Here is an 11,984-nt window from a genome sequence, read left to right as displayed (position 1 = left end):
TGCTCGGGTGGGGGCCGCCGGGCCTTCGCGCGGAGAGGGCTAGTTCCCGCCGCTCTCCTTGAGGATGGTCTGCTTCGGCCCGGAGCCCTCGGGCTCCACGTTCAGGGCCGGGCCGCCGTCGCCGTCACCGACCGGCCCGTGGGACGGCTGGGGCATGTCGACCTCCTCGCACGCCGCCACCGGGCCCTCGACGATCTCCAGCTGGCTGCCGAACACCGACGCGCCCACGCCCGACAGCGTCAGCACCAGGGTCTGGTTCTCGCCGATCTGCCCCTCGGTCACCTCGAAGGTGAATCCGCCGCTGCCCGCGCTCATGCCGACGGCGAGCTTGCCGTCCGGGCCGGACGCCTTGCCCCGAGGGCCCTTGCAGGCGCGGCCTTCCGGCAGGAAGTCCACCACCGCGTCGACACCCTTGGCCTTCAGCGCCGCCTCCAGGCCTTCCGGGTCGCTCAGCTCGTTGACCTGGACCTTCACCGTGCCGTCCGGGTCCTCGATCACCGCGTAGGCGGCGGACGCTCCGCCGTACAGGTTGAACGCGAACAGCGTGGCCGCCGCGACCCCCGCCACGGCGGCGGACCAGCCCGCCACCCGGCGGCCCGTGTGCCGCCGCGGCGGGACGACCGGCTCCCGCGTGGCCATCTCCTGCTTGAGCGCGGTCAGCAGGCGCTCCTCGAAGTTGCTCATGCCTTCTCCTCCACCAGTGCCACCGACGGCGAAGCGACGTCTTCCAGGGCCCGTCTGGCCCGATGCAATCTGACCCGCGCGGTCACCTGCCTGATCCCCAGCGCCGCGGCCGCCTCCGTCACCGTGAGCTGGTCGATCGCGACCAGCTCAAGGACGGCGCGCTCGCCCTCGGGGAGGCTGTCCATGGCCAGGATCGCCTCGCGCCCTCCGCGCTCGGCGTCGATCCGTTCCTCCATCCTGGCCAGGTCGTCGTCGTCCATGAGGCGTCTGCCCGCCATGCGGCTGTTGGCCGCCGCCTCCCGTGCCCGGTCGCGCCGGTGGGAGGCGATCACGTTGCGGGCTATGCCGTACAGCCAGGCCGTGTGCGTGCCCTTGCCGGAGCGGTAGCCGTGCGCGGAGTCGAGTGCCGCCAGAAAGATGTCGGCCGTCAGGTCGGCCGCCAGGTGGGGATCGTCCACCCGGCGCGCCACGAACCTCAGGACGCTGTCTATGTGGCGGCGATAGAAGGCCTCGAAGGCCCCGGGATCATCATGGAGGCGCACCGGCCTCGCTCCCTTCGTCGTTCGCCCTTACGACTGTTCTTGGATCGGGCGGCGCGAAGCGTTTCCACGGTAGGGCAGGCCCTACCTCCAGGAGACGGGGTGACGTGACTGATCTCGCGGCCCTGCCTCGACAGGATGATCACATGCGTCGATACCTTGCCGCCGCGGTGCTCGCGGCCGTCGTCCTTGGCACTGCTGCCCCTGCGGTGGCCGCCGTGCAACCCCTCCAGAAGCAGCTCGACCACTTGATCACGCGCGACGGCCTGCCCGGGGCGCTGCTGTCCGTACGGGAGCCGGACGGCACCGTCCGCACCCTGACCGCCGGCACCGCCGAGCGCGGCACGGGCCGGCCGATGGTCGGCGCGGACGCGCACTTCCGCATCGCGAGCGTGACCAAGCCGGTGATCGCCGCCGCGGTGCTCGATCTCGTACGGCAGGGCAGGATCGAGCTGGACGCGCCGGTGGAGAAGTACGCCCCCGGACTGCTCGACGGCCGCCCGATCACGGTCAGGCAGCTCCTCAACCACACCAGCGGCCTGCCCGAGTACGTCGACCACGTCGACCCGTCGGGACCGCTGAACGACAAGGTCTTCCTGCGCGCGGCACTCGACGCCGATCCCGTGGGTCCCGGTTGGTCGTACGCCAACACCAATTACCTGGTGGCCGGGATGCTGATCGAGAAGGTGACCGGCAAGGGTTTCCGCACCTACACGCGGCAGACCGTGCTGCGCTCGCTCGACGGCACGTACTGGCCGCGCCAGGACGAGACGGGCATCCGCGGCGAGCACGCGCACACCTACGGCGTGGACCCGTTCAACCCGGAGAGCCAGGGCAAGAAGGTCGTCGACACGACGCACCAGCCCGGCTACCTGTTCGGGGCGTCGGGCGGGCTGATCTCGACGCCCGACGACCTGAACCGGTTCTGGCAGTCGCTGCCCACCTCGACGCTCAAGACGATGTCGGCCTCGACCGTCCCGGCCGCCGACCCGCCCGGCGCGCGCCAGGGGCTCGGTCCCGCGGTCGTCCGGCTGAGCTGCGGGCCCGTGTGGATGCACGGCGGCGGGCTTCCCGGCGTCAGGAGCCTGAGCGGCCGTGACCGTGCTGGACGCGCGGTCACGCTTTACGTGACGGGCGTGCCCAAGGACGAGAGGCGGCTCTTCGAGGTGTTCGACGCGGCGATGTGCGCGCGTTAGCGGCCCAGCGCCCTGGTCAGGGACTCCTCGGCCTGGGCGGCCATGGCGACGACGAGGTCGAGCGCGGAGGGCACGTCGGAGATGAGGTCGACGGCCTCGCCTGCCCACACCGGCAGCGGCGGGATCGCCCCGCGCGCCACATCGTCCTGGTAGTCCTGGCGTGCCCGGGAGTCGGCGGCGAGCTCGTCCTCCCTGCCGCGCCAGCGGTCGAGGTACGGGTGGCCGAGGGTCCGTGCCGGATACTCCCGCGGCCAGGCCGAGCCCCGCGCGATGTCCAGCACGCGGCTTCGCTCGGTGTCCTGGCCGCGCCCCTCGACGATGGCCTGGGTGACCGACGGGTCGACCAGGGCCTCGGCGGTGGCCTGGAAGCGGGTGCCGACAAGCGCGCCCGCCGCCCCCAGCGCGAGGGCCGCCGCCACGCCCCTGCCGTCGGCGATGCCCCCGGCCGCCAGCACCGGCACGGGGGCCACGAGGTCCACCACGGCGGGTACGAAGGGCAGCGTGGACCGGCCGTCCTGGCCGCCGTGCCCGCCCGCCTCCGTCCCCTGCGCGACGATGAGGTCGGCGCCCAGGTCGACGGCCCGCCTGGCCTCCTCAAGGCCGGTGACCTGGAGCATCAGCAGGGCCCCCGCATCGCGGACGGACTTCGTGTAGGGGCTCGGGTCGCCGAAGGACAACATCACCGCCCTGGGGCCGTACTCCAGCGCCCGCTCCACGGCGGTGGCGTCGATGGCCCAGGTCAGGAAGCCGATGCCCCACGGGAGCCCGGTGCCTGCCACGATCGGCGCCTCTCGTGCCAGCCATGCCGCGTCGCCGTACCCGCCGCCCAGGAGCCCGAGGCCGCCGCCGCGGCAGACGGCGGCGGCCAGCGCGCCTCCGGCGGACCCGCCCATCGGCGCCAGCGCGATCGGGTGCCGCACGCCGAGCATCTCCGTGAACGCGGTCGAGAGCGCCATGGGGTCGTCCTTTGCGATGAGTTTCTCCCTTCCCTCCAGTCTGTCCTCCCATCCGAGGGAAAGGACCTGACGTGAGCGCAGGCGAAGTGTTGATGGAAGGCATCGTGTTCGGCGAGTCGCCCCGCTGGCACGACGGGAGGCTCTGGTTGTCCGACTGGGGCGCCAACCAGGTGGTGACGCTCGACGGCGTGGTGAGGGCGTCGGTGCCGTCGTTCCCGATGTGCATCGACTTCCTGCCCGACGGCAGGCTGCTCGTCGTGGACTCGGCGCACCAGCAGGTGCTGCGCCAGGAGGCCGACGGTTCCCTGGTACGGCACGCGGATCTGTCGGGCGTGTCGAGCAAGCCCTGGAACGAGATCGTGGTCGACGGTCAGGGCAACGCCTACGTGAACAGCATCGGCTTCGACTTCCCCGAGGGGGAGTACGCGCCCGGGTTCGTCGTGCGCGTCTCGGCCGACGGGCGGCAGGTGGAGCGGGTCGCCGACGACCTGGCGTTCCCGAACGGCATGGCGATCACGCCCGACGGGTCCACGCTGATCGTGGCCGAGTCGTACGCCAACCGGCTCACCGCCTTCGACATCGTCTCCGGCGGCGGCCTGGACGGCAGGCGTGTCTGGGCGGCGACGCCCGGCGACCACCCCGACGGGATCTGCCTCGACGAGGACGGCTCGATCTGGTACGCCGACGTGGGCAACAAGCACTGCGTGCTGGTGCGCGAGGGCGGCACGATCGACGCCGTCCTCGGCATCGACAGGGGCGCCTTCGCCTGCGCGCTCAGCCGCGAGGACAAGCCCCGGCTGTTCGTCGTCGGTCAGGAGTGGGGCGGGCCGGGCGCCCAGCCGAGCGGGCAGGTCATCGCCTTCCCCGTGCCCGTCCAGGGCGCGCCCAGGCCCTGACCCGTCAGCCCCGTCAGCCTGGCCGCCGCAGCGTGCGGTGGACGGCGAGGCCGCCGAGCGCCGCCGCCGCGACGGTCAGGATGCCCGCCTCCGTCCACTGGAAGTGCCAGAACCGCGAAGCCGGGTGGTAGTACACCGCGAACCGGTAGCCCTTGCCGAACAGGCACGCCTGCCAGGCCTCGGCGTTCCTGCTGCTCTGCCCCACGTCCACGCGGCGGGCGCATCCGGTGTCCGACGGCTCGCCGACCTCCCTGCCCGTCGGCTCCACCCACGCGGAGCCGACCAGGCGCACGTCGGGGTCCTCCAGCACCACGGTGCCCGACAACTCCGTGCGCGCGGGCTCGGCGTAGTGATCGCTGACCTGGACCAGCGTGAACATGGTCGCCGCCACACCGGCCACGACCAGCGCCATCGCGGGCAGCGTGCGCCTGAACAGGGTGCCGGCCGCGGTGCCCAGCGCGAACGCGTACAACCACCACGCGGCGGGGGCCACGCCGACCATGTTGAACACCCCGACGTTGCCGAACGCGGTGTCGACACCCGCCCTGAACACCGGCCGCCACAGGCTGACCATGAGCGACAGCAGCAGCCCGCCCGCCACGACCGCGCCGCCCAAAACCGCCAGCTTGACCGCCAGCCACCGCCGCACGGACACGGCCTGGGTCCAGGCCAGACGATGGGTGCCGCGTTCGTACTCCCGGCCGAGCAGCGGCGCGCCCCAGAACGCCCCGATCAGCGCGGGCGCCACCAGCGGCATCCAGCCGAACACGGAGTACACCGTGTCGTAGCGCTGCCCGAGCGCCACCGCCACCTCCCCGCACGCGACGGCGGGCCCCGGGCAGCCGGGCGGGGCGTGCTCGGCCAGGTAGCGGCTCGCTTCCACGGCCGAGCCGAGCAGCAGCAGCCCGAGCAGCGCCAGGAAGGCCGCCGTCACCAGGATCTGCGCCCGGTGCTGGCGCCACGTCACCCAGATCACGGGCGCACCCCCGTCAGCGCGGGCATCGCCGCGGACTCGGGATTGCGCAGGTAACCCATCACGAGCTCCTCCAGCCCCGGCCGCCGCGCCCGCCATCGGGGGTCGGGCGAGGGCGTGCCCCTGACGAGCAGGCCGACCTGCCTGTCCGTACGGCTCGCGCTCACGACCCGCATGCCCGCCTCCGACGCGCCGGCCGGTCCCGTGAGCACCAGATGGTCGTCGAGCAGTTCCTCGATGTCGCCGCTGACCTGCAGCCGTCCCCCGTTGAGCACGATCAGCCAGTCGCACGTCTCCTCCAGGTCGGAGACGACGTGCGACGACAGCAGCACGGTCAGCTCGCGCCCTGCCGCCTCGGCCATGATCGTGCGCATCACGTCGTGGCGGGCGAGCGGGTCGAGGTTGGCCAGGGGCTCGTCCAGCACGAGCAGGTCGGGTCGGCTGGCGAGCGCCAGCGTGACGGCCACCTGCGCCTGCTGCCCGCCTGACAGGCCGCCGACCTTCCGCTCCAGGGGGATGCCCAGCCCGCCGAGCCGTACGGCGGCGGCCTCGCCGTCCCAGCGCCGGTTCGTCCTGCGCCCGAAGGTGAGCATCTCGGCGACGGTGAAGCTGTCGTAGAGGGGCTTGTCCTGGGCGACGAAAGCCGCCTCGCCGGCCACGCGGACACGGCCCGCGGCGGGGCGCAGCAGCCCGACGGCGGCGTGCATGAGCGTCGTCTTGCCGGCGCCGTTGGGCCCGACAAGCGCGGCGACGCGTCCGGCGGGAATCGAGAGCGAGCAGTCGTGCAGCGCCCAGGCCCGGCGGTAGCGCACGCCCAGCCCGGTGACCTCCAGCGCGGCGCTCACGCCACGTCCTCCTTCGCGAGGTCGGCCATGACGACGGTGAAGAGCACGCGCAGGTCTTCCTGATCGAGCCCTGCCGCCCGCGCGTCGCGCATCCAGGCTTCGAGGCCGCGCCGCACCCGCGTGTGGTCGGCCAGCGTGGGACCCGCCACACCCTGCCGGACGAACGTGCCCATCCCGGGACGCCCCTCGACCAGGCCCTCGCGTTCCAGCTCGCGGTAGGCCTTGAGGACGGTGTTGGGGTTGATGGCCAGGCTCTCGACGACCTCGCGGGCGGTGGGCAGCTGGTCGCCGGGGCGGAGCGTGCCCAGGCGCAGGGCCTGCTTCACCTGGTGGGCCAGCTGGAGGTAGGTGGACACACCCGAGGAGCGGTCGAGGGTGAACTCGATCAAGCAAAACACCCTTTCACTATTTGAATAGTGAAAGGGTGTTGGATTGCGGGTCAGGTTGTCAACCCGGCGAATGCTGGGCCGGGCGGGTGGCGCGATGAAACAATCACCTCACGCATGGACTCTCGTGGGAGGCGGCGTGAAGACAGGAGCCGAACGGGCCGTCGCGGGCGCCGACGTCGAGGACTCCGATACCGATGTGTCAGGCGACAGGCCGACCGCCTCGTGAGGTGGCCCCGGTTCAGGCGCCCGCTCAAGATGGAGGTCTCCGGCCCCGGCGCGATCGTCGCCGGCGGCGACATCACGGGCTCCACGACGAACATCACCTACACCATGGTGCTTCCGGATCACCTCCCGCCGCCGCCCGGCGATCCCGACCTCGACCTGCTCCACCGCCGCCGCCAGGCCACGGAGCGCCGCGACGCCGCCTTCGCCGAGCACTTCCTGCCCAAGGCCAGGGCATCGGTCACGGAGGACGGCTTCACATGGGACTTCGTCGGCCGCCACCAGGCGCTCGGGCGGATCGCCTCCTGGCTCGCCGACCCCGCCGGCGCGCCCGCCGCCCTGGCGGTGACCGGCGGGCCTGGCTCCGGCAAGACCGCCGTGCTCGGGCTCGTCGCGGCGCTGGCCGACCCCAGGTACGAGCCGCACGTGCCCCGTTCGCGCATCGACCTCGACGACGGGCTGGCTCCCCCACCGGCCGCCTTCGACGAGACGCTCTACGCGGGCGGCATGCTCCTGGACGAGATCGTCGACGCCGTGGGCGTCGCCGCGGGCCTGGCCGACCGCCCGTCCCTGTCCGAGCTGCGCCGCCGGCTACGTCAGCGGCGGGCCGCGGGCGGTGCTCCACTCGTCGTGCTCGTCGATGCCGTCGACGAGGCGGAGGATCCGGAACTGCTCATCGGCACGCTGGCCGGACTGCTCGGCGACGGGACCGTGCGCCTGCTCCTCGGCCTGCGTCCCCAGGCGCTCACCATGCTCGACGGGCTCTGCGAGCGCATCGACCTCGACGGCGGCTACGCCGATCCCGAGGCCATGCGCCGTTCGGTCGAGCACGGCCTGCTCCAGGCCGCGCCTTCGAGCCCGTTCCGCCAGGCCGGCGAGAGCGTCGTGGCCCGCGTCGCCGACGGCGTGATCCGTACGGCGGGGTCGTCCTTCCTGGTCGCCCGCCTCCTGGTCCGGATGCTCGCCCATCGTCCCGATCTGAGCTGGCTCACCCCCGGCTGGCGCGAGGAGCTCTCCCGCGCTCCCGGGGAGATCATGGAGCAGAGCCTGCGCGAGCGGCTCGGCGACGACCGGGCCGACCGGGCCCTCGACCTGATGCGCCCGCTGGCCTTCGCGGAGGGCAGCCTGCCTGACGAGGACATCTGGATCGCCCTGGCCGTCCGGCTGTCGGGCCGCCACTACGACTACGCCGACGTCATATGGCTGCGCGAGCACGCGGCCAGCTACGTCGTCGCCACCACCACCGACCAGGGTCACCGGGTCTACCGGCCCTTCCACGAGACGCTCTCCGGCCACTTGCGCGACGTCCGTGACCAGCGGGCCGTCCATCGGCAGATCGCCGACTTCCTGCTCGAACACACGCCCGTCCATCCAGACGGCACCCGTCAGTGGGACAGGGCCGGCTTCTACACCCGCTCCTCCCTGGCCACCCACATCGGCAAGGCAGGCGGTCACGAGGCTTTCGACGACCTGGTGCTGGATCCCGGCTTCCTGCTCGCCGCCGAGCCGTACCGCCTGCTCGGCGCCCTGGCCGGGCACCGTCCCCGCGATCCCGACGCCGGCGCGGCCGTCAGCGCCTACCGGCAGGCCGCCCCAGACTTCCTGCGCTTCCCCGGCTCTCCGCGCCTGGCCGTCCTCGACCTCGCGGCCCGCTCCCACGATGCGCGCACGCTCCTCGACCGGCTGCCACGCGTGCCGGCCTCCGCGCCCTGGCGGGTCCGGTGGCTGGATCTGAAGCCCGAGGGGCGCGGGCGCTACACCCTGACCACGCTGCCCGGCTCCATCACGCGGATGTCGCTCTTCGAGCACGAAGGGCGGCCCCACGTGCTCGTCGCCTCCTCGGCCGGCGAGTTCGAGGTGTGGAATCTCGAGACGAGCGGCAACGTGGTGTCCGGGCGGATGGGGGGCGGCCTGCCGATCACGGGCACCGCGGTCGCCGTCCACGACGAGCACGTCTACCTGGCCATGAGCAACAGGTCCGACATCCTGCTCTGGGACCTGTTCGGCGCCGATCACCCGATACGCGAGTGGAAGGGCAGCCGGTGGCGGATGAGCAGCGAGACGACCGCGGTGGCCTTCGCGGAGCTCGACGGATCGCTCGTCCTCCACGTGATGGGCGAGCGGCACAAAGTCGACCGTTACGACGTGACCGCGCAGGCCGAGCTGCCCGCCTTCGAGGTGGCCGAGGGGTATGAGTTCCTCGCGCAGAGGGCGTCGGTCGACGTGGCGGTCCTGGGCGGGCGCGCGTTCGCCGCGATCGGGGCCCTGAACCGGGTTCTCCTGATCGACCTGCGCTCAGGGGAGGTCTCGGAACACTTCTGCCGCGACTCCGGATTCGTCACGAGCGTCCGCCTCGTCCCGGGCGATCGTCCACGGCTCTTCACCGGACAGGACACCCATCAGCTCACCGAGTTCGATCTCGGCGACGGGCCCGTGAACAGAGTCCAGGCACGCGAGAGCGTGTTCGACGTCGACGCGCACGTCCGCGACGGGGTCACGCTCATGGCAGCCGCCTACGACTACTGCGACCGTCCCCTGGAGGTCTTCCGCGTCGGCGAGACGTACGAGAGGATCACCGGCTTCCACGAGCCGCCCGCGGCCGTCACCCAGGTGAGGATCGTCAGGCTGAGTCACGGCCACACGGTGGTCGTGGCGGGCGAGCGGACCGGGCGTGTCCAGGTGTGGGACCTGCCGGAGGCGGCCTCGTGAACGCCCGGGACGAACCCGGGGAGCCGATCGCCCTGCACGCGGCCGAGGTGGACGGACGTACCGTCCTGGTCATCGTCCACAAGGGCGGCCACGTCGTGCTGCTCACCACCGCCGACGGCAAGGCCCGCGCCGGCCGACGCCTGGCCGCAGGAATCAGCGCCTCGGCGTGCACCGGCTCCACGCTCTTCGTGGCGACAGACGACGGACGGCTGCTCGCCCACGACCTCGGAACGGAGGTCACCACCACGGTTGTCACCGGCCTCGCACCGGTCACCGCGCTGGCCTGCGAGCGAATCACCGGCTTCCTCACCGTCGCCGCGGGCGGCCGGGACGGCACGGTCACGCTCTGCGCGCATCTGGGAGAGGGCGGGTGGGAGTCGTCGTCCGCCCGCCGTCACATCCGCAAAGTCGTCTCCGTGGCCCTGGGCAGGCTCGGCCGCGCACACGTGGTGCTCAGCTGTGCGGAGGACGGCACGGTTTCCGCCGTCGCGACCGGAACCCTCCTGTCTCGCTCACTGATCTGGACCGTCGACTGGAGCGACACCCCGGCCCGGTCGCCGGGCATGTCCAGCGACTGGTCACGTGGCCTGCCCCCCGGTCCCGCCCTCCTCGCCGCGACCCTCGAACCCGACACGCAGGACGCCTGGCGGCATCGCCAGAAGCTGGCGGAGAGGGTGGTGACCTGCGACCTGCTCGACATCAAGGGGACCACGGTCGTCCTCGTCAGCGGACGTCACCGGTCCAGGCCGGTGATCGCCATCGACGACCTGCCGGGCGGCGAGTCGGCCACATCGCGGCTGGCGGCGGCGCGGGCGACGGCTCCGCTCGCCGCCGTCCGTCCGACCGCCGACGGCGCGACCCTCGCCTTCGCCCAGGGCTCGACGCTTCACGTCGAGGAACTACGGGTTCGCGCCGATCGCCCCTGGGTGGAGCTGGCGCTGCGGGCGGTCATGGCTCCCGTGTGCCTGGGGGTGATCTTCTTCAGCGTGCCCTCGTGGTTCACGGGTGCGGCCGCGGCGATCTGGGGCGGGTGGAACCTCTTCCGGGTGCTGCGCGCTCCCCTGCACTGGGACGACCGGCTTCGCAGGACCACGGCCGAGTGGAAGATGACGCGAATCGTTTCCGTCGACCTCCATGCCGACATCACGCATGTCGTCTTCGACCGGCCGGGCGGGGTGGTGGCGCTGACCCGGAGAGGGGTGGCGGCGCTGGACCTCGGAGCAGGGTGACGCCGGAGCTCTACGCCTGGGCCGTGGCCGCCGCCTTGGCCGCCGCGGGAAGCGCCTCGACGATCCGACCGATCGCCTCGTCGTCGTGCGAGGCCGACAGGAACCACGCCTCGTAGGCCGACGGCGGCAGGTAGACGCCCTGGTCGAGCATCGAGTGGAAGAACGCCCTGAACGCCCCCGTGTCCTGCGTCTGGGCCTCCTCGAAGTTCGTGACCTCACGATCCGTGAAGAAGATCGAGAACAGGCTCCCCGCCGTCTGCAGGCGATGCGGCACCCCGGCGGCGCCGAGCGCGGAGGAGGCCGCCTGCGCCACGGTCGTGGCGGCGGCGTCGACGCGCGCGTAGACCTCGGGCGTGAGCGCCCGGAGCGTCGCGAGCCCCGAGGCGCACGCCAGCGGGTTGCCCGACAGGGTCCCCGCCTGGTAGACGGGCCCATTGGGCGCCAGGTAGGCCATGACGTCGGCGCGCCCGCCGAAGGCCGCGGCCGGGAGCCCGCCGCCCATGACCTTGCCGAAGGTCATCAGGTCGGCGGCCACCGGGTCGAGCCCGTACCACCCGGCGCTCGACACGCGGAAGCCGGTCAGCACCTCGTCGATGATGAGCAGCGCCCCGTTGGCCGTGCAGATCTCGCGCAGGAACGCGTTGAAGCCGGGAGCGGGCGGGACCACGCCCATGTTCGCCGGGCAGGCCTCGGTGATGACGCAGGCGATTTCGAAGGCGGCGAAGGCCTCGCGCACCGCGTCGAAGGAGTTGTACGGCAGGACGATCGTGTCGGCGGCCGAGGCCCCGGTGACGCCGGGCGTGTCGGGCAGCCCGAAGGTGACCACACCGGACCCGGCCGAGGCCAGGAGCGCGTCGACGTGACCGTGGTAGCAACCGGCGAACTTGATGACCTTCGAGCGCCCCGTGAAGCCGCGGGCGAGCCTGACGGCGCTCATGGTGGCCTCGGTGCCCGAGCTGACCAGGCGGACCTGCTCGATGGGCTCGACGCGGGCGACGATCTCTTCGGCGAGGGCGACCTCGCCCGGCGTGGCGGTGCCGTACGAGAAGCCGTCCATGAGCGCGGCCGACACGGCGGTGACGACCGACGGGTCGCGGTGGCCGAGGATCATCGGACCCCACGAGCAGACCAGGTCGACGTAGGTGTTGCCGTCGACGTCGGTGATGTAGGGGCCCTGGCCCGAGGCCATGAAGCGCGGCGTGCCGCCGACGGCGCCGAAGGCGCGGACCGGGGAGTTGACGCCGCCGGGGACGATGGCGCGGGCGCGGGCGAACAGTGCCTCGGACTTCTCGATGCTCACCGCATCAAGGTTACCGTTTGGCAACTCCGTACGGCGTACGGTACAA

11 protein-coding genes are annotated in these 11,984 nt (G+C 72.4%); 4 read left to right on the top strand and 7 right to left on the bottom strand.

The genetic code is table 11. The annotated features are described in order from the left end of the window. Positions 1–39: 39 nt before the first annotated feature. Positions 40–684: a hypothetical protein gene (locus ACIBH1_RS26230; protein ID WP_397316563.1), complete on the bottom strand. Its 645-nt coding sequence runs from the start codon at positions 682–684 to the stop codon at positions 40–42. Continuing rightward, positions 681–1,226, bottom strand: coding sequence for an RNA polymerase sigma factor (locus ACIBH1_RS26225; RefSeq protein ID WP_397316562.1), 546 nt, complete (start codon positions 1,224–1,226; stop codon positions 681–683). Before ACIBH1_RS26225 ends, ACIBH1_RS26230 begins: the two co-directional genes overlap by 4 nt. Before the next feature lie 143 nt (positions 1,227–1,369). On the opposite strand from ACIBH1_RS26225, the gene ACIBH1_RS26220 reads away from it, so the two are divergent. Continuing rightward, the gene (locus tag ACIBH1_RS26220) at positions 1,370–2,419 is read left to right on the top strand and encodes a serine hydrolase domain-containing protein (RefSeq protein WP_397316561.1); all 1,050 of its coding nucleotides are present in this window, start codon (positions 1,370–1,372) and stop codon (positions 2,417–2,419) included. Here the strand turns inward: ACIBH1_RS26220 and ACIBH1_RS26215 are convergent. Continuing rightward, entirely contained in the window at positions 2,416–3,375 is a 960-nt protein-coding gene (locus ACIBH1_RS26215; RefSeq protein WP_397316560.1) for an NAD(P)H-dependent flavin oxidoreductase, read from the bottom strand. The genes ACIBH1_RS26220 and ACIBH1_RS26215 overlap by 4 nt on opposite strands. A gap of 71 nt (positions 3,376–3,446) precedes the next feature. On the opposite strand from ACIBH1_RS26215, the gene ACIBH1_RS26210 reads away from it, so the two are divergent. Beyond that, positions 3,447–4,271 (top strand): SMP-30/gluconolactonase/LRE family protein, encoded by an 825-nt coding sequence (locus ACIBH1_RS26210; protein ID WP_397316559.1) that lies wholly within the window; start codon positions 3,447–3,449, stop codon positions 4,269–4,271. A gap of 13 nt (positions 4,272–4,284) precedes the next feature. Here ACIBH1_RS26210 and ACIBH1_RS26205 read toward each other — a convergent pair whose 3' ends face one another. From ACIBH1_RS26205 to ACIBH1_RS26195, 3 genes are read right to left on the bottom strand one after another with little or no spacing between them, the layout of a single operon-like run. Beyond that, positions 4,285–5,247 (bottom strand): ABC transporter permease, encoded by a 963-nt coding sequence (locus ACIBH1_RS26205; protein WP_397316558.1) that lies wholly within the window; start codon positions 5,245–5,247, stop codon positions 4,285–4,287. Then, a complete protein-coding gene (locus ACIBH1_RS26200; RefSeq protein ID WP_397316557.1) occupies positions 5,244–6,089 on the bottom strand; it encodes an ABC transporter ATP-binding protein in 846 nt (281 codons plus the stop codon). The genes ACIBH1_RS26205 and ACIBH1_RS26200 overlap by 4 nt, the downstream gene beginning before the upstream one ends. After that, a complete protein-coding gene (locus tag ACIBH1_RS26195; RefSeq protein ID WP_397316556.1) occupies positions 6,086–6,487 on the bottom strand; it encodes a GntR family transcriptional regulator in 402 nt (133 codons plus the stop codon). Before ACIBH1_RS26195 ends, ACIBH1_RS26200 begins: the two co-directional genes overlap by 4 nt. 246 nt (positions 6,488–6,733) lie before the next feature. Here ACIBH1_RS26195 and ACIBH1_RS26190 point away from each other — a divergent pair, with 246 nt between their 5' ends. Both ACIBH1_RS26190 and ACIBH1_RS26185 read left to right on the top strand, forming a co-directional pair. Further along, on the top strand, positions 6,734–9,409 hold the full coding sequence (locus ACIBH1_RS26190) for a hypothetical protein (protein WP_397316555.1): 2,676 nt from the start codon (positions 6,734–6,736) through the stop codon (positions 9,407–9,409). After that, positions 9,406–10,638 (top strand): hypothetical protein, encoded by a 1,233-nt coding sequence (locus ACIBH1_RS26185; protein WP_397316554.1) that lies wholly within the window; start codon positions 9,406–9,408, stop codon positions 10,636–10,638. The genes ACIBH1_RS26190 and ACIBH1_RS26185 overlap by 4 nt, the downstream gene beginning before the upstream one ends. Before the next feature lie 10 nt (positions 10,639–10,648). Here ACIBH1_RS26185 and hemL read toward each other — a convergent pair whose 3' ends face one another. Then, positions 10,649–11,938 carry a glutamate-1-semialdehyde 2,1-aminomutase gene (gene hemL / locus ACIBH1_RS26180; RefSeq protein ID WP_397316553.1) on the bottom strand — a complete coding sequence of 430 codons (1,290 nt, stop codon included), beginning with the start codon at positions 11,936–11,938 and terminating at the stop codon, positions 10,649–10,651. Positions 11,939–11,984 lie beyond the last annotated feature (46 nt).

The organism is Nonomuraea sp. NPDC050663 (assembly GCF_044456985.1).
Lineage (GTDB): Bacteria > Actinomycetota > Actinomycetes > Streptosporangiales > Streptosporangiaceae > Nonomuraea.
Note: the sequence above shows the minus strand (reverse complement) of the source record. Positions and strands in the feature narration are given on the sequence as shown.